20 protein-coding genes are annotated in these 22,983 nt (G+C 44.1%); 10 read left to right on the top strand and 10 right to left on the bottom strand.

All coding sequences use genetic code 11. The annotated features are described in order from the left end of the window. Positions 1 to 3 precede the first annotated feature (3 nt). The 5 genes from ftsW to FTT71_RS09425 form a co-directional block, all read right to left on the bottom strand. A complete protein-coding gene (gene ftsW / locus FTT71_RS09445) occupies positions 4 to 1,200 on the bottom strand; it encodes a putative lipid II flippase FtsW (protein WP_004975720.1) in 1,197 nt (398 codons plus the stop codon). Between the two features lie 19 nt (positions 1,201 to 1,219). Continuing rightward, positions 1,220 to 2,566 (bottom strand): UDP-N-acetylmuramoyl-L-alanine--D-glutamate ligase, encoded by a 1,347-nt coding sequence (gene murD / locus FTT71_RS09440; protein WP_104853279.1) that lies wholly within the window; start codon positions 2,564 to 2,566, stop codon positions 1,220 to 1,222. A 171-nt stretch (positions 2,567 to 2,737) separates the two neighbouring features. After that, on the bottom strand, positions 2,738 to 2,989 hold the full coding sequence (locus FTT71_RS09435) for a DUF6587 family protein (protein ID WP_004975717.1): 252 nt from the start codon (positions 2,987 to 2,989) through the stop codon (positions 2,738 to 2,740). A 32-nt stretch (positions 2,990 to 3,021) separates the two neighbouring features. After that, complete coding sequence (locus FTT71_RS09430) at positions 3,022 to 4,878, bottom strand: ferrous iron transporter B (protein WP_131260988.1); 1,857 nt, start codon at positions 4,876 to 4,878, stop codon at positions 3,022 to 3,024. Further along, complete coding sequence (locus tag FTT71_RS09425; RefSeq protein ID WP_004975713.1) at positions 4,875 to 5,135, bottom strand: FeoA family protein; 261 nt, start codon at positions 5,133 to 5,135, stop codon at positions 4,875 to 4,877. The genes FTT71_RS09430 and FTT71_RS09425 overlap by 4 nt, the downstream gene beginning before the upstream one ends. 185 nt (positions 5,136 to 5,320) lie before the next feature. Between FTT71_RS09425 and xerD the strand changes: the two genes are divergently transcribed. From xerD to thrC, 4 genes are all read left to right on the top strand, one after another. Further along, positions 5,321 to 6,238 carry a site-specific tyrosine recombinase XerD gene (gene xerD, locus FTT71_RS09420; RefSeq protein WP_004975712.1) on the top strand — a complete coding sequence of 306 codons (918 nt, stop codon included), beginning with the start codon at positions 5,321 to 5,323 and terminating at the stop codon, positions 6,236 to 6,238. Between the two features lie 150 nt (positions 6,239 to 6,388). Next, complete coding sequence (locus FTT71_RS09415; RefSeq protein ID WP_004975709.1) at positions 6,389 to 7,204, top strand: DsbC family protein; 816 nt, start codon at positions 6,389 to 6,391, stop codon at positions 7,202 to 7,204. Positions 7,205 to 7,403: 199 nt separating this feature from the next. Then, complete coding sequence (locus tag FTT71_RS09410; RefSeq protein ID WP_004975708.1) at positions 7,404 to 8,708, top strand: homoserine dehydrogenase; 1,305 nt, start codon at positions 7,404 to 7,406, stop codon at positions 8,706 to 8,708. 57 nt (positions 8,709 to 8,765) lie between these two features. Further along, entirely contained in the window at positions 8,766 to 9,905 is a 1,140-nt protein-coding gene (thrC, locus tag FTT71_RS09405) for a threonine synthase (RefSeq protein ID WP_004975706.1), read from the top strand. Between the two features lie 120 nt (positions 9,906 to 10,025). Here thrC and FTT71_RS09400 read toward each other — a convergent pair whose 3' ends face one another. After that, on the bottom strand, positions 10,026 to 11,117 hold the full coding sequence (locus tag FTT71_RS09400) for a serine hydrolase (protein WP_131260992.1): 1,092 nt from the start codon (positions 11,115 to 11,117) through the stop codon (positions 10,026 to 10,028). Between the two features lie 215 nt (positions 11,118 to 11,332). On the opposite strand from FTT71_RS09400, the gene FTT71_RS09395 reads away from it, so the two are divergent. The 3 genes from FTT71_RS09395 to FTT71_RS09385 all read left to right on the top strand — a co-directional run bounded on the left by FTT71_RS09395 (position 11,333) and on the right by FTT71_RS09385 (position 15,074). Then, positions 11,333 to 11,968: a response regulator gene (locus FTT71_RS09395; protein ID WP_004975702.1), complete on the top strand. Its 636-nt coding sequence runs from the start codon at positions 11,333 to 11,335 to the stop codon at positions 11,966 to 11,968. A gap of 40 nt (positions 11,969 to 12,008) precedes the next feature. Further along, positions 12,009 to 13,571: a PAS domain-containing sensor histidine kinase gene (locus FTT71_RS09390; protein ID WP_004975700.1), complete on the top strand. Its 1,563-nt coding sequence runs from the start codon at positions 12,009 to 12,011 to the stop codon at positions 13,569 to 13,571. A 69-nt stretch (positions 13,572 to 13,640) separates the two neighbouring features. Continuing rightward, positions 13,641 to 15,074 (top strand): sigma-54 dependent transcriptional regulator, encoded by a 1,434-nt coding sequence (locus FTT71_RS09385; RefSeq protein WP_178318308.1) that lies wholly within the window; start codon positions 13,641 to 13,643, stop codon positions 15,072 to 15,074. Positions 15,075 to 15,123: 49 nt separating this feature from the next. On the opposite strand, the gene FTT71_RS09380 is transcribed toward FTT71_RS09385, so the two are convergent. From FTT71_RS09380 to lptF, 4 genes are all read right to left on the bottom strand, one after another. Further along, positions 15,124 to 16,287 (bottom strand): S41 family peptidase, encoded by a 1,164-nt coding sequence (locus FTT71_RS09380; protein ID WP_136144310.1) that lies wholly within the window; start codon positions 16,285 to 16,287, stop codon positions 15,124 to 15,126. Between the two features lie 24 nt (positions 16,288 to 16,311). Further along, positions 16,312 to 17,859: a 2,3-bisphosphoglycerate-independent phosphoglycerate mutase gene (gpmI, locus tag FTT71_RS09375; RefSeq protein WP_180050093.1), complete on the bottom strand. Its 1,548-nt coding sequence runs from the start codon at positions 17,857 to 17,859 to the stop codon at positions 16,312 to 16,314. A gap of 177 nt (positions 17,860 to 18,036) precedes the next feature. Continuing rightward, positions 18,037 to 19,107 (bottom strand): LPS export ABC transporter permease LptG, encoded by a 1,071-nt coding sequence (gene lptG / locus FTT71_RS09370; RefSeq protein ID WP_004975683.1) that lies wholly within the window; start codon positions 19,105 to 19,107, stop codon positions 18,037 to 18,039. Between the two features lies 1 nt (position 19,108). Then, positions 19,109 to 20,209 (bottom strand): LPS export ABC transporter permease LptF, encoded by a 1,101-nt coding sequence (gene lptF / locus FTT71_RS09365; protein ID WP_004975682.1) that lies wholly within the window; start codon positions 20,207 to 20,209, stop codon positions 19,109 to 19,111. A 158-nt stretch (positions 20,210 to 20,367) separates the two neighbouring features. Here lptF and FTT71_RS09360 point away from each other — a divergent pair, with 158 nt between their 5' ends. Genes FTT71_RS09360 through FTT71_RS09350 form a run of 3 tightly spaced genes read left to right on the top strand, consistent with a single transcriptional unit; the run spans position 20,368 to position 22,885 of the window. Next, positions 20,368 to 21,816: a leucyl aminopeptidase gene (locus FTT71_RS09360; protein WP_179989008.1), complete on the top strand. Its 1,449-nt coding sequence runs from the start codon at positions 20,368 to 20,370 to the stop codon at positions 21,814 to 21,816. Continuing rightward, entirely contained in the window at positions 21,809 to 22,216 is a 408-nt protein-coding gene (locus FTT71_RS09355; RefSeq protein ID WP_096901966.1) for a DNA polymerase III subunit chi, read from the top strand. The genes FTT71_RS09360 and FTT71_RS09355 overlap by 8 nt, the downstream gene beginning before the upstream one ends. A gap of 48 nt (positions 22,217 to 22,264) precedes the next feature. Then, on the top strand, positions 22,265 to 22,885 hold the full coding sequence (locus tag FTT71_RS09350) for a hypothetical protein (RefSeq protein WP_004975677.1): 621 nt from the start codon (positions 22,265 to 22,267) through the stop codon (positions 22,883 to 22,885). Positions 22,886 to 22,983 lie beyond the last annotated feature (98 nt).

Below are 22,983 nucleotides of genomic sequence, written 5' to 3'. Positions count from 1 at the left end.
ATTCTAGAAGCTGGATTCTTCACGGCTAGGGTTAATCTCATGCGTGCTGGCTTCAATTTTCAGAATCAAACTCACCATCACTGCACACATAATTAACGATGAACCACCATAACTAATAAAAGGTAGAGTCAAACCTTTGGTAGGCAACATACCCATATTCATGCCTGCATTCACCATAATCTGTAATAAGAAGATAATGCTGATGCCATAAGCCAAATATCCTGCACGTAAGTACTGGTTTTTCAGGGCGCGATGACCAATTTTAATGCAGGCAATCAGCATAGCAAAAGACAAGCTCAACACCACAAAAATGCCTAAAAAGCCAAACTCTTCACCTAAGACAGCCAACATAAAGTCCGTATGTGCTTCAGGTAAATAGGACATTTTCTGGATACTATGCCCCAAGCCTACGCCTGCCCATTCACCGCGTCCAAATGCCATTAAGGCGTTAGACAACTGATAACCGACACCCAAAGGGTCATTCCACGGGTTTGAGAACGACATTAAACGCTCAAAACGATAAGGCTCAAATACCACCAAAAACACAAAGGCGGCAATAATCGCGCCAAAGGCAATACCAAACTGAATTAATGGCGCACCAGCTAAAAAGAAGACCCCTAACATGGTCAAGGCAATCACCACGGTCGCCCCCAAGTCAGGCTCTGCAATCACCAAACCTACCGTGACTGCCATAATCACTGCAAGACGAATCAGACCTTTAATGTTATTACGCACTTCTTCGGCACGGCGCACCACATAGTCAGCGGTAAAAATGGCCATCATCACTTTAGCGACTTCGGAAGCTTGCAGGGTAAAACCTGCGACCCGAATCCAGCGTTTAGAACCATTGACTTCAGTACCCACCAGCAACACTGCAGCCAACAAGGCAATGGTCACAATCCACAGAAAGAAGGTGTTGTTAAACCAGGTATTCAGCGGCACTCTATAGGCAATCACGGCAGCGATTAATGCCACCACAATAGAAATGCCATGACGCAATACATAGTGAAAGGCATTTTCATGCATGCGCTCGGCATAAGGCATAGAAGCCGATGCCACCATGATTGAACCAATACATAACAGCGCCAGTACGCTAAAAATCAGTACATTGCGTACATTCACTTCCGCTGGCAGTTTGGGTAACCAGCGCTCATAGACCTGATTGAGTTTATTGATTGTTGTCTGAGCAAAGCCAGCCATATCTCACACCTTATTGTTGTTATACCAGTGCGTTGACATAAGCAACGAACTTGTGACCACGTTCTGGATAGCCCGAGAACATATCAAAACTTGCACATGCAGGTGACAATAACACCACATCATGCGCTTGTGTATGTTGTTGGCAGATTTCAACTGCTTGTTGCAAGGTATCTGCAGTTAAGAGTTGGGTTGTTCCCGCAACTGCTGTTTCAATTTTCGTAGCATCCTCACCAATCAACACTGCCAGTTTGGCATATTGTTGCAATGATTGGCGTAGCGCAGTGAAGTCCTGCCCTTTGCCTTGCCCACCTAAAATAATCGCAACCTTACCGCCTTGTGCCTGAATTGCTGCACCCAAGCCATCTAAAGCTGCCAAAGTTGCACCGATGTTGGTTCCTTTGGAGTCATTATAATAACGCACCCCATGTAATTCTTTGACGAATTCACAACGATGCTCCAAACCTTTAAAGGTTTTCAGCGTTTCCAGCATGCTGTGCATAGATAAACCAATGGCTTCACCCAATGCCAAACACGCTAATGCATTAGCAATATTGTGTGTGCCTTGAATATACATCTCGGTGCTTTTTAATAAACGCTCACGCCCACGTGCCAACCACATGCTGCCATCATCATCTTTTAATAAGCCGTATTGGTTTAGGTCAGGCGCATTTAAGCCAAAACTTTGCATAGGAGTCTGATCTGGCACCAACGGACGACTCAAAGCATCATCACGGTTAAACACCACTTTTTTCACACCCTGAAAAATACGATGTTTGGCGGTGTGATAACCGAACATATCGCCATGACGGTCTAAATGGTCTTCACTCATGTTCAGCACTACCGCCACTTCTGCATTTAAATTCGAGGTGGTTTCTAGCTGAAAACTGGAGAGTTCTAAAATATACAGTTCAGGATCATCTTTGATCAGATCCAGCGCAGGGCGTCCCAAATTGCCACCTACCGCGACTTTTTTGCCTGCCTGCTCTGCCATTAAACCAATCAGTGTGGTAACGGTACTTTTCGCATTAGACCCTGTAATTGCCACAATAGGTTTGTCGGTCGCACGACGTAAAATCTGAATTTCACTCACCACAGGAATGCCCTGCGCCATCGCAGCCTGAATTTCAGGGAGTTTTGGATCTAAACCTGGGCTAATCACAATTTCTTCCGCAGACAGCAATAAATCCTGATCAAACTGACCAAAACGGGTTTCTACTTCGGCAGGAATTTGATCATGCCCTGGGGGTGTGGGGCGAGAATCTGTCACAGCAACGCGGTAACCCTGATGATGTAAAAAATTAACGGCTGCAACACCAGAAATACCAAGTCCTGCAACGACTTTTAATCCACCACGTTGTATTAACATTTTTGCCCCATTTTGTGCGCTAATTTTGAAACAGACAAAATAGTAGCACTTTGCTGTTTTGAATGCTTTTTCTGTTTGCAGTTCCTGCAGTTTTTTTGTGTCAGTGCGTAAAAAAACCGTCATATTGCAGACGGTTTTTAAAAAGAATATTGCTAAAGTGAATAAACAAGTCTATTTCCACTTCACCGCTTGAACTTCAACTTTCTTTTCTGCGGGTTGATCTTGAGAATCACAACCACAACTGCCGCCACAGCCTGCCGCGGCTGCAGGTTTTAGCCATTTGGCCAAGCCATGCCAGCCTTTTTCAGTACAGAAATTGGAGAGTTTTAGAAAAACTGCGCCAGAAGTCTTGGGAAAGACTTTTTTAAAGACTACTACAGCACTCCACAGTACCAATGCAGCAACAATTAAAATTTCAACCATGTTCATCTACTCCTGTAGGTCAGGCATGTGCCTTAACCCAACAAATACGATGCCGTTTGATAAGTCAGGAATGACATGAAATAAGCCAAACCAAATAGATAGCAGGTCATAATACTGACCGTACGCCATGATCCTGTTTCGCGTTTTACTGTTGCTAAAGTTGCCAAACAATGCGGTGCATAAATAAACCACACCAATAACGATAAACCCGTTGCCAATGACCAGCCCAGTTCACCACCACCACTAATTAAAGCAGCCAAACCTTGGGACATGGCATCTTCATCCACTGCAGATAAGGCATAGACTGTGCCTAATGCAGCCACCACCACTTCACGCGCTGCCATCGCAGGAATCAAGGCAATCACGATCTGCCAGTTAAAGCCCACAGGAGCAAAAATTGGCTGTAATACATGCCCCAGCATCCCTGCAAAACTATAGTCAATTGCAGGCATGGTCGCGCCTTCAGGCGGCTGCGGGAACGTACACAAGAACCACAATAAAATCGACAGTGCAAAAATAATGCCACCGACACGCTTTAAGAAAATTTTGGCGCGATCTAGCAAACCAATCCAAACACTTTTTAGGTCTGGAAAACGGTAACTTGGTAGTTCCATCAACAAGACATGCTCAGATTTATCTTTTTGCAAAAATTTAAGCACAAAAGATACGCCCAAGGCACTCACAATGCCTGCCATATACAGACCGAACAAGACCAGACCTTGTAAATTAAACATGCCCCATACGGTTTGATTGGGAATGAATGCTGCGATGAGTAAGGCATATACAGGCAAGCGCGCAGAACAAGTCATTAACGGCGCAACCATAATCGTGGTTAAACGATCACGTGGGTCAGCAATACTACGTGTTGCCATAATGCCCGGCACTGCACAGGCAAAACTAGACAGCAATGGAATAAAGGCACGACCACTCAAACCTGCGCTAAACATCAGCTTATCGAGCAAGAATGCGGCACGTGGCAAATAACCCGATTCCTCTAAAATTAAAATAAACAGGAACAGAATTAAAATTTGCGGCAAGAACACCACCACACCGCCTGCGCCCGCAATAATGCCATCCACAATCAAGCTGTTCAGCAAGGGATGGCTAATGTTTTCGCCAATCACTTCGCCTAGCCAGCCAAATAAACTTTCGATGCCATCCATAAACGGTGCAGCCCAAGCAAATACCGCTTGGAAGACAACAAACATCATCACCGCAAGGCTGACTAAGCCGAATACAGGATGTAAAAAGATTTTATCGAGGAAGTCGGAGCGTTTGTCTTCTTGATCTACAAAGTGCACCACATCATGCAAAATGGTTTGAATCCGTTGATGCTGACTGCCTGTTAAGCCTGTCAATTCTGTCTGCGGAACAGCAAATTTGCCCTGATCTAAGGCATGCATTAAGTTTTGAATACCTGAATCACGCACTGCCACGGTTTCCACCACAGGTACACCCAAACGCTCAGACAATTTTTGCGTGTTGATTTGCATGCCACGACGACGCGCCTCATCCATCATGTTGAGTACCAACAAAATCGGACGACCCAGTGCAATCATTTCCAAAACCAAGCCCAAATGCAATTTCAGGTTGGTGGCATCCACGACACAAAGAAAGGCATCTTGCTGACCTTCTTCGGCTATTTTGCCTTGTACCACATCTCGAGTAATGGCTTCGTCGGGACTGGTGGCTTCTAAACTATAAGTTCCGGGCAAATCCAACACCCGCACCGCCTGTCCCGAAGGCAAGGTGAATTGCCCGACTTTACGCTCTACGGTCACGCCTGCGTAGTTGCCAACTTTTTGACGTGTCCCTGTCAAATGGTTAAATAAAGATGTTTTACCGCAGTTTGGATTCCCTACAAGTGCGATACGTAAGGCATCGCTCATGCGGACACCCCTTGTTCAATTTCAATGCGTTCAGCTTCTACTTTGCGCAAAGCAAAACGGGTAAATCCCACTTGAATCAAGATTGGATCACCACCAAAAATACCTTTGGTAATCACCTGCACCTGCGTACCCGGCACAAAACCCAGTGTTTCTAAGCGGTTTGCCACTAAGTCACTAAGGGATGTTCCACCATCGGCAGTACGTAATACCTGACGGATGATGGCTGTTTGTTTTGCTTTAAGTTCTGACAAACGCACCGTGAAATTCCTATACCATTTTGCACATTATAACATGCAAATGAGAACAATTAACAAATAAGGTCGACTTACATTTAAATGCTTTATATCACATCGACAGCCCTGCTGAATTGGATTAGAGTAGAAAATAACGCTGCTTATTATCGAATTTCTCAATTAATTTTGTGATTTCGCCTGTGATTCCTATGCTGAACAAAAAACCTCGTATTCCTGCTGCAATACAGATTCCAGAAGCTTTGAGCTTTTTGGAAGGCTATCGCAACGATTTAATCGCACAAAGTGTCAGCCCGCATACCCGCAATGCCTATCTGTCCGATTTAATTCAATGCAGCGACTATGTCAGCAAACCCATGCCTGAATGGAATCATGACGATATTTCAGATGTACTCATCGAACTTACCAAACAACAAAAAAGCCCCCGCTCTATTGCGCGCTGTCTGTCTGCACTACGTTCTTTTTATAAGTTTTTAAGAGAGCACAAACTGCGCTCTGACAACCCTGTTGCTGCGCATAAAACCCCAAAATTAGGTCGTGCCTTACCCAAAGATTTATCTGAAGCCGATGTTGAAGCCTTAATTCACGCTCCTGACATCAACACTGCACTCGGATTACGAGATCGTGCCATGCTTGAAGTCTTATATGCTTGCGGTTTACGAGTGACGGAATTGCTGAATTTACGTTTAGAATTAATCAACCTAAAACAAGGCTATTTACGAATTGTAGGTAAAGGCAATAAAGAGCGTTTGGTGCCTATGGGACAAGTCGCTTGTGAATGGATAGAAAAATATTTAACCGAGTCGCGTCCGCAACTGTATAAAAGTGCCACCGATTATCTATTTTTAACGGTGCATGGCGGCATTATGAGCCGACAAAATTTTTGGTATGCCATTAAACGCTATGCCCTGCAAGCAGGCATTCAAGCCGAGTTATCGCCACACACGTTAAGACATGCCTTTGCCACACACTTACTCAATCATGGGGCAGATTTACGTGTGGTACAAATGCTGCTCGGGCACAGCGATTTATCCACTACACAAATTTATACCCACGTTGCACAAATCCGTATGCAGCAATTGCATGCCCAACATCATCCACGGGCTTAAAAAAACAAAAACGACGTAGAAGCATAGGGTCTGTTGACACTTCATCTATGAACGTAAGCCATTTATGAAATGGCAACAGACCCTAACGATCACGAATATTTTTTGTTATGCTAACGCTCTATTTTTTATGCCAACAAGAAAGGGTTGTTTATGACATTTACCCGCTCGACACTTTTGATTGCCTGTTCACTGGCAAGTGCTTTTGCAATCACCGCATGTTCAAATGCAAACAATGAAGATAAAAAGCAAACCACACTCACCGCCAGTGCGCCTGCAACGGGTGAAGCATCAACCCTAATTGAACGCAATGCACAACAGCGTTTAAGTACAACCTTGCAGCAACATTTTAAAACTGCAGGTATCAACGCCAAAATTACCGACATTAAAGCCACTGAAGTTCCAAATTTATTTTGGGTGAGTCTTGAAGGCATGTCATCGGTCTATGCCACCAGTGATGGCAAATACATTATTCAGGGCGATGTGATCCGTTTAGGTGACAAAGAACTACATAACGTCAGTGAAAACCTGCAAGCAGGCGTGAACAAGAAAATTTTTGCTGAATTAAAACAGGAAGATTTATTGGTATTCCCTGCCAAAGGCAAAACCAAACACGTCATTTATGTATTTACCGATGTCAGCTGTCCATATTGCCATCGTCTACATGAACAAATGGATGAAATGAATGGTAAAGGCATTGAAGTCCGTTACATTGCTTGGCCGCGTGGTGAACAGCACATGCCTGCTATGGAAGCAATTTGGTGTAGCGAAGATCGTCACGCTGCCTTTAATCAGGTCATGAATGGCGCACAAATTGCACCTGCCAACTGTAAAAACCCTGTTCGTGCTCAGTATCAATTGGGCTTAAATATGGGCGTCAATGGCACACCTGCGATTTATAATGCCGAAGGCGTATATTTAGGCGGCTATCTGTCTACCGCTGAATTGATCAAGCGCTTAGACAAATAAAAATAGCGGATCTGTGGATGCTGCATCATCCCAATACACCAAGACGTAGCATCTATGAAGCCAATATAAATAACGATTTTTTATGCGTTATTTTACTTTTTTTTATACTGTGAAGATAAGTGAGATCTGCCCTAGAGTCAGCGCGTTTTTTTAGCTATGATCTAGGCTTGCTTAAAGTTATTAAAATATGGAGTGTGACGTGAAACCAGTTCGTCTGGCAATCCTCGGTCTTGGTACTGTGGGTGGTGGTGCCCTTAAACTATTAAAAGAAAATGCTGCTGAGATTAGACGTCGCACCGGTCGTGAAATTGAAATCACTTATGTGGGAACACGTCGTCCGCGTCCTGACCTAAACTTGCCTGAATCGGTCAAGCAAAGCTCCGACTTGATGGACATTGTCCGTCAACCCGATGTAGACGTGGTGGTTGAAGTGATGGGCGGTATTCACCCTGCTTATGACGTGATCATGGAAGCCATGAAGCACGGCAAACAAGTAGTGACAGCCAACAAAGCCCTACTTGCAGAACACGGCAATGAGCTATTTAAAGCAGCTGAAGACAATGCCGTACAAATTGCCTATGAAGCTGCGGTTGCAGGTGGTATTCCAATTATTAAAGTCATCCGTGAAGGTTTGGCTGCCAACAAAATTGAATGGTTGGCAGGCATCATCAACGGTACAGGCAACTTCATTTTAAGTGAAATGCGTGAAAAAGGTCGTGCATTTGAAGATGTACTGAAAGAAGCGCAAGAGTTAGGCTATGCCGAAGCCGATCCGACTTTTGACGTCGAAGGTATTGATGCTGCACACAAACTGACTATTTTGGCTTCATGTGCATTTGGTATTCCACTACAGTTTGACAAAGTCTTTACCGAAGGTATTGGCAAAGTGACCGCACAAGATGTGAAATATGCCGAAGAACTCGGTTTCCGCATCAAACACTTGGGGATTGCCCGTCGTACCGATAAAGGTATTGAATTGCGTGTTCACCCAACTTTAATTCCTGAAGAAGAATTGATTGCCAATGTTAATGGCGTGAAAAACGCGGTCTTGGTACAAGCCAATGCGGTTGGTCCAACGCTCTATTATGGCGCAGGTGCAGGTGCAGGCCCAACAGCCTCTGCAGTAGTTGCAGATGTCGTTGATATTGTCCGTGACATTTCTTATACCGAAGATGGCGCAGGTACAATTCCGCAATTGGCATTTGAAGCCTTAACCGACTTGCCAATTTTAAGCCGTGAAGAAATGACCACGGGTTACTACATTCGCATTAATGCCGAAGACCAAACTGGCGTACTTGCCGATGTAACCACCATTTTAAGCCGTGCGGGAATCAGTATTGATGCCATCATGCAGCAATCACGCTTAAAAGACCTTATTCCTATCGTGATTCTGACTGACCCAGTCCTAGAATCGAAAATGGATGAAGCGTTACAACAAATTCAAGCATTGCCAACCATTCATGGCGAAATTGTACGAATTCGTTTAGAATCGCTTGATAATTAATCGGGTGAAGGGGAGTATTTCCCCTTGCCAAGCTCTACACACAATTGGAACATCATCATGTCGAATGCCAATCGTTATACTGGTTTAGTTGACCGTTATCGTGACCGTTTACCAGTGTCTGCAACCACACGTGCAATCTCTCTAGGCGAAGGAAACACGCCACTGATTAAGCTTGAGAATATTCCACGCATTATTGGTAAAGATGTTGAAATTTATGTGAAGTATGAAGGCTTAAACCCGACAGGTTCATTTAAAGACCGTGGTATGACCATGGCAGTTACTAAAGCAGTTGAAGAAGGTTCAAAAGCCATTATCTGTGCATCTACAGGTAATACTTCTGCTGCTGCTGCTGCCTATGCTGCACGTGCAGGCATCAAAGCATTCGTTTTAATTCCTGAAGGCAAAATTGCCATGGGTAAAATGGCACAAGCGATGATGTACGGTGCCATCACCATGCAAATCCGCGGTAACTTTGACGATGGTATGCGTCTAGTTAAAGAAGTTGCTGACCAAGCACCTGTGACCATTGTGAACTCGATCAACCCTTACCGCCTACAAGGTCAAAAGACCATTGCGTATGAAATTGTAGATGAGTTAGGTCGTGCACCAGATTACCACTGCTTACCTGTAGGTAACGCAGGCAACATTACTGCACACTGGATGGGTTATACCGAAGCGGTTGCCAACCAATCTGCCGATCAATTCGAGCAAGTGGTCTATGACGCAGCAACGGACAAATTCACAGGTCCAAACCCTGAAGGCCGCCCAATCATGGTGGGTTATCAAGCGTCTGGCGCTGCGCCATTCTTACGTGGTGCGCCTGTAGAAAACCCTGAAACTGTTGCAACTGCAATTCGTATTGGTAACCCACAAAGCTGGAACCATGCCAAAGCCGTTGTACGCGATTCAGAAGGTTGGTTTGATGAGCTAACTGATGCTGAAATCTTAGAAGCACAACGCATGCTTTCAATGTATGAAGGCGTATTTGTTGAGCCTGCATCTGCTGCGTCTATTGGTGGTGCAATGCGCGACATCAAAGCAGGTAAAATCAAAGAAGGTTCTGTGATTGTATGTACCGTAACAGGTAACGGTCTGAAAGATCCTGACACTGCAATGAAACAATGTGCAGATGCGGTGATGCTCTCTATTGATGCTACAATGCAACAAGTAAAAGACTCTATCCTTTCAAACATGTAAGTTTTGAATCGTGATCAAAAAAACCTGCATTAGCAGGTTTTTTTGTATTTGGAATCATGCAACTTTAACGGAAGTTGAGTCATACGATTGATAACTCAACGCTCCAAGCTGAATGTGCTCTTAAATACGTTTAGGTAACTGGCTTGCCCAACTCATTAAGCGAGTTGCATCATTGGTACGTGCTTGTGAAGTATCTGCACCCAAAAGCACCACCACTGCAGGACGGTTATTCAAAGTGGTATGCATCACCACACAACGCCCTGCTTCATTGATATAGCCTGTTTTAGACAGATTAATATTCCAACCACCATTACGTACCAGTGCATTGGTATTGTTAGATTTTAAAACACGATAACCCAAGTTAAAGTCATAGGTTGGCGTGGTTGAGAATTGGCGAATCAAACCATATTGCGAAGCGGTGCTGACCAAAATACCCAAATCACGCGCAGAAGATACATTACGTGGGTCTAAGCCTGTTGCTTCGGTAAAACGGGTAGAATGCATGCCCAATTCACGCGCTTTAGCATTCATTGCGGCTACAAAGGCATTTTTCCCACCTGGATAAGTACGTGCCAACGCTGCTGCTGCAGGATTTTCAGATTTCATTAATGCAAACAGTAACGCTTCGGCACGGTTTAACTTGTCGCCCACACGCAAAGTTGAGCTTGAGTTTTTACCTGCTGCACCTGCAAAATCAATCGATTGCAAAGTGATTTGTTCAGACATATTCAAACGTGCATCAGAAGTCACCACGGCAGTCATCACCTTGGTCACAGATGCAATAGGTAATGCCACATTGGTATTTTTGCTATACAGCACTTCACCTGTTTGCGCATCCATCACCAAAGCCGCACGTGCATTAACTGATGGTTGGTTGCTATAAGCAGAGGTATCTAAAATACGGACTGTTTTAGGCGCAGTGGAAGCAGGTGCAACACCATTGCTACTACGCACTGTAGTGGTAATTTTCGTTGAACCTGGCGGAGTAGGTTCAGCAACATAGCTCTCTGGCGCAGCCTGAGCGCTCGCACTGGTACTTTCCAGATCACCATTTAAGAATTGATCGGCTTGCTCCGAAGACCAACTTAAGGTCGCCTGACCGTCGCTCCCAGAGGAAGGATTGATGACAAGTTCAGCAAAACTGACAGAACTTAGGCTGAACATCATAGATGCGACCAGCACATGCATGAACGACTTCTTAGAATTTTTCACGACTGCTTACTCAACTCAGGGAGGTAAGATACATTTGCGTATTACCTCAAATATGCCTTACATTTAAAAATACAACAATGAATCGTTTTTGACACCATATTGTGCAGAACTTTTCATTCTAGATTAAGAATAGCATTGCTAATTTTGTCGTTTCATTGCAAGCTAATTTTGCTTTATGTAACAAAAAAGATGATTTTTTCAAAGGGAGAGTGTAGGTGATCACAGTTTTAGTAGTCGACGATCATGAATTGGTACGTACTGGGATTTGCCGTATGCTCGAAGACCATGCCGATGTGCAGGTGATTGGACAAGCTGAATCGGGTGAAGAAGCGATTACCTTAGTGCGTCAGCATCATCCCAATGTGGTGTTGTTAGATGTGAACATGCCTGGGATTGGAGGCGTAGAAACCACACGTCGTCTATTGCAAACTGCACCAGACACTAAGGTCTTGGCGGTGAGTGGTTTGGCAGAAGAACCCTACCCTTCTTTATTGCTGAAAGCAGGTGCAAAAGGCTATATCACCAAAGGCGCACCTGTCAGTGAAATGGTACGTGCCATTAAAAAAGTCATGCAGGGCGGTAAATACTTCAGTGCCGACATTGCCGAACAACTGGCAAGTTCATACTTATCTGACACACAACAATCGCCTTTTGATAGTCTTTCAGAACGTGAAATGCAAGTGGCGATGATGGTGGTGAATTGTATTAGCGCACAGGAAATTGCCGATAAGTTGTTTGTCAGTGTAAAAACCGTAAATACCTATCGTTACCGTATTTTTGAAAAATTAAATATTGATAGTGATGTCAAACTGACTCACCTTGCCATTCGTTATGGACTGATTAAACCCTAAATTTTCAACGCTGTTGATGCACAAATAAGACCTTTACGATATGCCAGATTTAAAACAACATTCTGAGTTAAATCAGTATCATCTTGGCATGTGGTATGGTACTTACCGACTGCTGATTGCCTTTTGTTTGCTGCTGATTACCCTACTCACCTTTCAGCAGCTTGGCACACAATATCAGCACCCGGGTTTATATCTATACACCTTGGTCTGCTATTTTATTTTTAGCTGCCTGCAACTGATCAGCTATAAATATATTCCTTTTAAAAGCACGCAACAACTGACCCTGTTTTTTGCAGTCGATATTATCGCGCTCAGTAGCCTGACTTTTGCCAGCGATGGCCCTAATTTATATTTAAGTCTGCTGTTTGCGATCACGATTTTTGCAGCATCACTCTTGCTGCAAAAGCGTAAAGCCTTAGCCATTACCCTCATCGCGATGATTATGGTGATTTACCAACACTTTGTTGGGAGTTTGCTGGACTTTTCATCGCTAAATAATATTGGTCAAAGTGCGCTATTGGCATTTTTATTTTGGGTGGTTTATGGCAGTGGACGTATTGCAGTACGGCGTTTCCAAATTTTAGAAAATCTAAATTTTTCGCAATCTTTGGAATTAAACCGCCTACAAAATATCAACCGTTATATTTTAGAACAAACCGAAATGGGCTATTTGGTTTTAGATGAAAATTGCTATGTCGTCCTCAGCAACCCTGCAGCCTGTCATCTGTTGGGGATTCATCCTAAATATGCGCACGCGACCTATCCATTGTATAAAATTCAGCCCGATTTATTTGATCTGTTCAAATTTGATCAATTGCAAGATGGAGAAAAATTTCAATTCGAGTCGCAACTAAGTCATTTTCATGTGCATATTCAGGTACAAAAACTCAAAGTGCCACATCAAACGCTGACTTTATTGGCGCTGCAGGATGGACGTAAAATCAATCAGCAAGTCCAGCAACTCAAATTAGCCGCCTTAGGACAACTCTCTGCCAGTATTGCGCACGAAATTCGCAACCCGTTGGCAGCCATTGTACAAGCCAACAATTTATTTACAGGCAGTGATGCTGCACAGCAACAATTGCTGTCGGACATGATCAGCAAACAAGCGACACGGATTGATAAGATTATTCACGACACGCTGAGTATGGTCAAAAATAAACAAACCACGCCTGTCGCGATTCAGCTCAATCAATTTTTGCCACAATTCATTCAGGAAGATTTACCTGATGCAGCGAGTCAAATTCAGCTTACACTGACCGAACCACTGAGCATCCAGTTTGATGAATCACAGTTTCGCCAAGTGCTGATTAACCTGATTCGTAACGCCATTCGACACAATGCTGCACAGCAGCCCATTGAGATTACGGTCTACCCGCAAACAACTTATATTTATATTGATGTGCGGGATTTTGGTGCAGGTGTCGCCAGTCAAGATCTCCTCTATCTGTTCCAGCCATTTTTCAGTACCGAAATCAATGGAACTGGTTTAGGATTGTATCTATCGCATAGTTTTTGCGAGGCGAATCAAGCCAAGCTGAGCTATGTAGAACAAGAACAAGGCGCATGTTTCAGGATGAAATGTCTACGTGCCATTGAATAAACGCGATTGATATTGGATCAATCTTGTTGCTGTGGTTTTGATTTAATTTTGTGTGGTTTTGGGGAAAATATGCACGCTGTTCAACCTTTGGTTTTATTGGTCGATGACGAAGAAGACCTTTGTACCCTCATGCAGATGACTTTGGCACGTATGGGGATTCAAACCCATGTCGCGTATCGTTTAGTGCAAGCCAAGCAGTTATTGGCAGAACATCAGTACGATGCTTGCTTAACCGACTTAAACCTGCCCGATGGCAATGGCTTGCAACTGGTTGAATGGATTTCCGAACAATATCCGAATGTGCCTGTTGCCGTATTGACCGCTTACGGCAATATGGATATTGCGATTGCTGCTTTAAAAGCAGGTGCATTTGACTTTGTCAGCAAGCCTGTCAATCAAATACATTTACAGCAACTCCTTGAAAAAGCACTGAATAAACCTTTCGACACCACCGATCATCACAGCCAAGATCAGCTTGAATATAAAATGTTGATTGGGCAGTCTTTGCCTATTCAACAATTGCGCAGCACCATCAAAAAAATTGCGCGCTCGCAAGCGCCTGTATTTATTACAGGCGAATCGGGTACGGGGAAAGAAGTTGTCGCCAATTTGGTTCACCGTTTAAGTAACCGCAACGAAGGACCATTTATTGCAATTAACTGTGGTGCAATCCCCACCGAACTCATGGAAAGCGAGCTATTTGGACACAAAAAAGGTAGCTTTACAGGAGCGACTCAAGACAAACAAGGTCTGATTCAATCTGCACATGGTGGCAGCTTATTTTTAGATGAAATTGCCGAACTGCCACTGAGCATGCAAGTCAAACTGCTGCGTGCCGTTCAGGAAAAGCGCATCCGTCCTGTGGGTTCAGATAGTGAAATTGATGTCGATTTTCGTGTGATCAGCGCCAGTCATCAGGACTTAGAAAGTTTGGTTCAGCAAGGACGTTTCCGTCAGGATTTATTCTTCCGTATTCACGTGATGGATTTGGTCTTGCCTGCCTTGCGTGAACGTGGACAAGATATTCTGTTATTGGCAGACCACTTCATTCAAAAAGTTGCACAAGAATGGGACATTCCTGCCAAACAACTGACACCTCGTGCCCAGCAATTTTTATTAGAACAGTACTATCCGGGTAATGTGCGTGAGTTACGCAATATTATTGAACGTGCCATTACCCTGAGTGATGATGATGTTATTGATCTCAAACACTTACAAACCGCACCCTTGCGCCAATTCAGTATGAGCAATACAGCAACCACTGAATCACAACCTACAGCAGAAACACCACAGCAGATCGTGACAGATGTATTGCTGACAGGACGCAAACTGCCTGAAGAAGGTTTAGAAGCCTACTTGGAAAAAGTAGAAAAAGACATTTTACTGAATGCGCTGCACCTGACCCACTGGAACCGTACGTTGGCAGCAAAAAAATTGGGCATGTCTTTCCGTTCTTTGCGCTATCGTCTGAAAAAGTTTGGATTAGATACTGAAGATGAGTAAACGCTAAACAATGAAGACTGTCTAAAAATACGTGTTACTCAGATGAGACTTAACGGCGGCTCAGCAGTAAATCTGCCACATGCTCAAGATAAGCCTCTTCTTTCATTTCAGGACTTTGAATATATTGCTGATTCGGCTGAATCCCAACCCCTTCAATCATTTGCTCGCGTGGGGTGTAATAATGCGAAACCGTCATTTGTAAGGCAGCACCATCGCTAAGTGGGAACAGCTTTTGCACCACCCCCTTGCCATAACTTTTTTCGCCCATCACCCAAGCGCGTGAATGGTCTTTTAAAGCACCGGTAAAGACTTCTGCCGCAGATGCAGAGCGATGATTAATCAGTACTCCGACTTTTAAATTTTGAAATTCAAAGCTAGGTAACGCCTGAAATTGTTGATCGCCTTCAGAACGACTTTTGGTCGATACAATCACACCCTGATTTAAAAATAAATCGGCAGATTCCACCGCAGCAGACAGTAAGCCTCCTGGGTTATTACGCAGATCAATCAATACGGCTTTTAAGCGTGGCGTGCTATGTTCTTCAATTAAGCGTTTAATTTCATTGGCGGTGTCTTGCTGAAACACACGTACTTTTAACAACAAGACCTGATTAGAAAGCATCTGCGCCTGAATATCGGTTTCTACTTTTTTGTTGCGTACCAACATAATTTCAGGCTGATTGGCTGCACGTTGTACGCTTACAGTCGATCCCACTGAGCCTGTGAGCAGGTTATTGACCTGATCTGCACTCAGCTTTTTCAGTTCTTGGTTATCAATTTTAAATAGGCTGTCGCCATTCTTCAGCCCTTGTTTAGCCGAGTCGGCATTGGCACTTAAATTTTGAATGACCCAATGTTGCTGGGCAGCGTCATAGCGCAAAGTAAAATCAACCGAGGCCAAGTCGCCTTCGGTATATTGTAAAAGTTGTTTATATTCTTCAGCAGTTAAATAGCGTGAATAACGATCTAAACCGCTCACCAAGCCACGAATGGCTTGCTGAAACAAGGCATCATCACTTTTTTCAGTCACATAGTTGTCTTTGACAATGCCATAGATTTGCACAAATTCCTGTATCGACTCTACAGGCACATCGACATAGTCCTGTTGTAGTGTAGGGCCATCTAACTCCAAATCTGGCGCAGCCCAAACACTCGAATGACTGGCACACAACACGCTTGCCAACACAACCGCATAAATTTTGTGAGCCGTCATTCCATCATCTACCTGTCTCGAGGGTTATGCCTGTAGGCGAATTAAGTTGCGACCTTGCATATCTGCTGGCACTGGCAATTGCATCAAATTCAATAAAGTTGGTGCAACATCTGCCAACACACCACCTTCCAAAATGGTGGCCTGAGTTGGGCCTACATAAATGAATGGCACCAATTCAGTGGTGTGCTGAGTATGTACCTGACCACTGTCATAGTCTTGCATTTGCTCGACGTTACCATGATCAGCTGTAATAATCATGTGACCTTGTTTCGCCATCACCGCTTCATAAACGCGACCCAAACAGGTATCTACTGCTTCCACTGCTTTGACAGCTGCATCAAACACACCAGTATGACCGACCATATCGCCATTGGCATAGTTCACCACCAACAAATCATATTCACCTGAATTAATGGCTGCAACCAGTTCATCAGTCACTTCATAAGCGCTCATTTCAGGTTTTAAGTCGTAGGTTGCTACGTTTGGCGATGGAATCAGGATACGTTTTTCACCCGGATATTCATCTTCACGACCACCACTAAAGAAGAACGTCACGTGTGCGTATTTTTCAGTTTCAGCAATACGCAATTGTGTTTTGCCCAAGTCTGATAAATATTCACCAATCGAGTTTTTCAAATCTTCTGGCATGTACGCCACTGGCGCAGCAATGCTGGCTTGATAACGGGTCAGCATCACAAATTTAGACAATTGCGGCACAACTTTACGTTCAAAACCAGCAAAATCCTGTTCCACAAAGGCTTTAGTCAATTCACGTGCACGGTCAGCACGGAAGTTCATAAACACCACGCTGTCGCCATCTTGAATTTTGGCAATTTCATCAATACGGGTGGCTTTAACAAACTCGTCGCTTTCATCTGCCGCATAAGCCGCTGCCAAGCCTTCAACCGCAGTTGCCGCAGTGCGTACTGCCTCACCTTCGGTAAGTAGACGATAGGCTTGTTCTACACGATCCCAACGGTTGTCACGATCCATCGCATAGTAGCGACCAATCAGGCTGGCAATACGACCTTGATTTGGATATTGTGCAAATAATGCGTCCAGTTTTTCCAAAGAAGGCTGCGCGCTTTTTGGTGGCGTATCACGGCCATCTAAAAAGGCATGTAGATAAACTTTTGCACCACGTTTTAATGCCAATTCTGCCATCGCCACGATATGATCTTCATGCGAATGCACACCGCCTTCAGACAATAAACCAAGCAGATGCACTGCACCGTTGGCTGCTTTGGCTTTTTCTACCGCATCGACCAACACTTCATGTTCAAAGAAAGCGCCTGTACGAATGTCTTTGGTAATACGGGTAAAGTCTTGGTACAACACACGTCCTGCACCCAAGTTCATGTGACCAACTTCAGAGTTACCCATTTGACCATCTGGCAAGCCCACATCTTCACCTGAACCAGAGATCAAACCATGCGGATGCTTTTCCTGCATAGCAGTCAAATTTGGTCGTTTCGCTGCTAAAAACGCGTTGTCTTCGACCGCTTCGCGATGACCCACACCATCCATAATCACCAATACGTGAGGGATTTTGCCAGCAGTTGCATCCGCCATAATCAATACTCTTTTTCGTCTACAAATTAATCATGCTATCTTAACGAATTTTGCGTCAAGACTCTATGTTCAGAAGATGGTTTCCGCCACTGATTCAGATAGGTTTACCCAATCACACGGAAAAAGCAGCAGCATCGGCCCGCACTTAACGCGCACGATGCAGTAAGTAACCACCGATTAACGCGCACGATGCAGTAAGTAACCGCCGATGACAAACATTAAAATAATAGGGATAAATACGAACCACGCAGGCGATGGTGCATAGACCAAGCTGGCATAGCCCAAGAAATCCTGTAAATAAAAGAAGGTTAAGCCGACAAATAAAGCAATCACCAAACGGAAACCCATAGATTGCTGACGTAACGGCCCAAAAATAAAGGAGCAAGCAATCACCACCAAAGCAATCAGCGCAAAGGGTGCACCAAGTTTTTGCCAGAACGCCAGTTGGTAGGTTTTGGGTACTTGGCTGTATTCATGCATATAACTCATGAAACTGACCAATTGACTTGGGGATAAATCTTCAGGGTCGATGGTGACCATGTGCACATATTTCGGTTGCAATGCTAAAGCCAAAGCCTGTTCGCTGTTTTTAGCTAAAGTCGCGTTGCCCGCCTGCAAAATATCCATCTGTTCAGTTTGATTGAGCAACCAACTACCGTCTTTAACAAACTGTCCCTGATCTGCAGACAATGTACCACGCAAGCGATAATTATCATCAAAATCGACCACTTGTACATTTTTGAGCTGCCCTTGGGCATTGGCGTAGTCAATATAAATAAAACGATTGCCTTCGCGCGACCAATAGCCACGAACTTCACCCAGCTCAGCGACGCTACGGTGACTTTTAACACTTTTGGCTTGTTCATTGGTGTATGGAATCACCCATTCACTGAGCACAAAAGACAGCAGTACCAATACCATGGCGGAACGAATCACCCATCCCACAATACGCCACAGGCTAATCCCTGCAGAACGCATCACAATCAATTCGCTGTTGGATGCCAACGTACCCAAGCCTAACACTGCGCCAATCAAGGCAGAAATCGGCAAAATTTCATAGAGATAATTTGGCGCACCCCACAATACATACAGCAATGCCTGCCATGCACTATAGTTTTCATTGAGTGAACCCAATTCGCCTAAATAGGTAAACAACACCTGCAAACCAGACAAAATTGCCGTTGCACCAAACATAGCCAGTGCAGTGGTCTTGGTGACGTGTTTTGCAACTATACGACGTGCCAACATCTTAAGACCTCACTCGCTGAATTTGCTGCTTAATTTTAGGTGCTAGTTTTTGTTTACGTGAGAACAAGGCTGCCGCAATCGCATAAGCCAACAACACCAACGGATAAGCAATCATGCCCATTTCTTGTTTGCTGATACGGGTTTTAACCGCCATGAGCGCCACAATCAAACTGGCGAAAATTAACAAGGCAGGAAACAGTTTTAAATAACGCCCCTGACGCGGACTAACTTCTGACAATGCCACGGCTAAAAACAACGCCACCACAATCGCAAAAGGCACAAAAATACGCCATCCCAGTTCACTTGCGACCACAGGGTCTGCACGGTTTTTCCAAAGTTGCGAGGTGGTTAAGGCTTCTACTTCGGCACTTTCAAATTTAGCTTCTTTGTCATTCTCTAAACGTAAACGATAACTTTGGAATTCTGCCTGTGAATATTTGGCTGTGCCCGGAAATATTTCATAACGACGCCCTTCGACCAAATCCACCACATTGGCAGGATCATTTTCCAGCTCTACCCGTGTCGCTTCTTTTGCCAGAATCATGACATCAGGACGACCTGCTTTTTCTGCACGTTGATAGAAGAAAATATCTTTCAGGTTTTTACGATCTTCAGATAGATCACCTGCGTAAATGGTATATGGCCCTGAAGAAATAAACTCTTTGGGTCGCACCAAATCAAAACCTGTGCGTACCGCCTGACTGGTGGTCAATGCTTCAAACTGACGCAATCCCCACGGTGATGCCCACAGCATTAAAAAGCCTTGGACAATTAGAAATACCAGCGTCATTGGCACCAATAAACGTGCCAATTGATGCCGACTCACGCCACTGCTGTTGAGCACTGCCATTTCATGGTCGACATATAAACGACCAAATACCAACATCAAGCCAATAAAGAAACCCAAAGGTAAGATCAGCGTCAAGAATTCAGGCAAGCGATAGCCAATGATGCTGAATAAAATACTCGCATCCAAACGCCCTTGTGCCGCCACGCCAAAATACTTGATCAAGCGACCACCCATCATGATCAAAGTCAGTAAGGCAATCACAACCAAGGATGTCGACACAACTTGCTTGACCAAATAACGCCGAATAATCAAATTATTTCTTCCAAAATGTGAGGGAATCCAATTCGCGTTAGTTTACCTGAATGTTGAAAATATAAAACCTATCGCCTTGTTATACATTGAAACTCGACGCATAAAAATGTTTCAATGGTTGCATAGTTTGCACATTTAGATAGGCATAAAATCCAGTGATTAAATTTAGCTTAAGTCCCGCATTCCAAGAACACAGCGCGAGTGAATCTTTGTCAATTTTAGTGGCTGCAGAACAGGTGCCACAGGCAACTGCTGCTTATCAAATCAAGGATTTAGACAGCATTATTCAAGCGACACAATTTAAAGCAGGCTTTAATGAAAGTTTAAGTTTGGTGGCTAGCGTTGTTGAATGCGCCAATAGCAACCTGATCGGTTTGGGTAAAACCGAAGAATTACCAGCCGCAAAGCTGGCAAAAATTGCACAAAGCATTATCAAATCTTCACAAAAAAAATTTAAACAGATCAGCATTGACTTGTCTGCCCTGCCTAGCGAGCTGCATTATGTATTTGCACTCAGCCTGACCCAAGCAGCCTATGCTTTTGATGAATACAAAAGCAAAAAGAATGAATTTCAGCTTGAACAAATCCATTTCATTGCCAATAACAGCCCACTCAGCGCAGATCAACTTCAATTGATTGAAGCCATGCAATCGGGTCAAAACATGGCACGTGACTTGGGCAACCGTCCGGGCAACATTTGTTTCCCTGAATATTTGGCAGAACAAGCTCAAGCACTTGCGGCAGAATATCCAGACCTACTCAAAGTCACCATTTTAGATGAAGCAGAAATGGCAGAATTAGGCATGGGCGCTTTCCTTGCAGTCAGTCAAGGTTCAGATCGTCCAGGGCGCATTATTAGCCTCGAATATCAAGCACAGCGTGATGAAGCACCTGTGGTATTGGTCGGCAAAGGGATTACTTTCGATACTGGCGGCATTTCACTCAAACCCGGCTTAGGGATGGATGAAATGAAATTTGATATGTGTGGTTCTGCTTCAGTTTTAGGCACCATGCGCGCGCTATGTGAAGCACGTTTACCTATCCATGTGGTCGGCACGATTGCCGCTGCAGAAAATATGCCGTCAGGCAAAGCCACTCGCCCGGGTGATATTGTGACCAGTATGAGCGGCCAAACCATCGAAATTTTAAATACCGATGCCGAAGGTCGTTTGGTGCTGTGCGATACCCTAACCTATGTGAAACGCTTCAACCCTGCTTTGGTGATTGATATTGCGACTTTAACAGGCGCTTGCGTGGTTGCACTCGGTTCGGTACTGACAGGCATGTTTACCCCAGATGATGAACTTGCGGCGGAATTGGATGCTGCGGGACACACTGCATTTGACCGTGTATGGCGTATGCCCGTGATTGACGATTACCAAGAACAACTGGATTCACCATTTGCCGATATTGGCAATATTGGTGGGCCTAAAGCAGGTTCAGTTACTGCAGCATGCTTCTTGCAACGCTTTACCCGTGACTATCGCTGGGCGCATCTAGACATTGCAGGCACTGCATGGAATTCAGGCAGCAATAAAGGCGCAACAGGTCGTCCTGTACCGTTATTGATGCAGTTCCTCGCACAACGTGCAAGCAATAATGGCTAAAGTTAGCTTTTATTTGTTTGAAAAAAGTCCTGAACGGCAAGTGGAAAGCACTTGCCGTTTATGCCGCAAAATTTTGCGGCAGCAGGCACGCATTTGGCTGCATTGCCCTGATCCAGAGTTACAGCAAATATTGGATGAGCGTCTGTGGAGTTTTGATGCCAGCAGTTTTATTCCGCATGGCATTAACCAAACACAGGCCAGCGTATGTATTTCTGCCGAATTACCGCAGCAATCGGACTGGATTATGTTTAATTTTAACAGTCAGGCACTTGAAGCCTATGCAAAATTTAGTCACATTATTGAGATTATTGAAAATCACGAAGCAGCTAAAGTGCTTGGACGTGAAAAATTTAAACAATATCGACGTTTGGGCATAGAACCACAGACGTTTAAGCTTTAATTTTAAAACGTTTTTTTAAAAATACTGCTCAAAATAAGGAGAGATGCGGTGACTTTAAATGTCGGCTCAGATTTTAAACAGCGCTGGTTAACCGCGCCTCAGGCTGTGCGCCAGACATTTATGGATGATCTGCATCGAATTTGTGAGGTCTTGCAACCTGAAACGCAATTACACAACTGGATTGCAGAAGATCAGCGCGCTCAGCAACAATCACAGGAAAAAATTGAACAAGCCTATGCTGACCTGAAAGCACGTTTGATTGAAGAAGCACGGCAACGTCGCCAATTGGCACTCGAACTCAAATTAGAACAGCAACGTGCAGAACAAGCCGCTTATGCTGCACAGCTACAGCAAGATGAAGCGCAACGCTTTGCAGAACAAACTCAAGCACTTGAGTTGATGCGTCAAAGTCTGGATCAGGAAATTTCAAACTATACTGCACGTTATGAGCAAAATCCTGAATTACCTGCAGTGACTTTTAATCAAGCCGCAACTGCGGTAAGTGATGATCAAATTGTTTCTGAACTTGAAAGTGTACGTTTGCGTTTAGAGCTAGAAGCCGAAACTCAAATTGAGCAGGCGGTAACGATCTTTCGTGCGCGACTACATGCTGCAGCCCAAGAAGAAATTGACTATATCTTAAAAAATTCAAATTTTTCTAAAGAATAATTTTACTTTTTATCCCCAATTAGCCCAAAGTCTTAAGCCCAATGTCATCAAAATGAAATAATTTTGTCACATGATAGTCATCCAGAAAAAGTTGAATT

The sequence above is a fragment of the Acinetobacter sp. YH01004 genome (genome assembly GCF_013420455.1).
Taxonomy (GTDB): Bacteria; Pseudomonadota; Gammaproteobacteria; order Pseudomonadales; family Moraxellaceae; genus Acinetobacter; species Acinetobacter towneri.
This window is presented reverse-complemented; position numbering and strand designations above follow the sequence as displayed.

Bases quoted from the DNA above. Each gene is read 5' to 3' on its own strand.
- ftsW (WP_004975720.1), bottom strand. From the start codon at position 1,200: ATGGCTGGCTTTGCTCAGACAACAATCAATAAACTCAATCAGGTCTAT.
- murD (WP_104853279.1), bottom strand. From the start codon at position 2,566: ATGTTAATACAACGTGGTGGATTAAAAGTCGTTGCAGGACTTGGTATT.
- FTT71_RS09435 (WP_004975717.1), bottom strand. From the start codon at position 2,989: ATGGTTGAAATTTTAATTGTTGCTGCATTGGTACTGTGGAGTGCTGTA.
- FTT71_RS09430 (WP_131260988.1), bottom strand. From the start codon at position 4,878: ATGAGCGATGCCTTACGTATCGCACTTGTAGGGAATCCAAACTGCGGT.
- xerD (WP_004975712.1), top strand. From the start codon at position 5,321: ATGCTGAACAAAAAACCTCGTATTCCTGCTGCAATACAGATTCCAGAA.
- FTT71_RS09415 (WP_004975709.1), top strand. From the start codon at position 6,389: ATGACATTTACCCGCTCGACACTTTTGATTGCCTGTTCACTGGCAAGT.
- thrC (WP_004975706.1), top strand. From the start codon at position 8,766: ATGTCGAATGCCAATCGTTATACTGGTTTAGTTGACCGTTATCGTGAC.
- FTT71_RS09390 (WP_004975700.1), top strand. From the start codon at position 12,009: ATGCCAGATTTAAAACAACATTCTGAGTTAAATCAGTATCATCTTGGC.
- FTT71_RS09385 (WP_178318308.1), top strand. From the start codon at position 13,641: ATGCACGCTGTTCAACCTTTGGTTTTATTGGTCGATGACGAAGAAGAC.
- FTT71_RS09380 (WP_136144310.1), bottom strand. From the start codon at position 16,287: ATGACGGCTCACAAAATTTATGCGGTTGTGTTGGCAAGCGTGTTGTGT.
- gpmI (WP_180050093.1), bottom strand. From the start codon at position 17,859: ATGGCGGATGCAACTGCTGGCAAAATCCCTCACGTATTGGTGATTATG.
- lptG (WP_004975683.1), bottom strand. From the start codon at position 19,107: ATGTTGGCACGTCGTATAGTTGCAAAACACGTCACCAAGACCACTGCA.
- FTT71_RS09355 (WP_096901966.1), top strand. From the start codon at position 21,809: ATGGCTAAAGTTAGCTTTTATTTGTTTGAAAAAAGTCCTGAACGGCAA.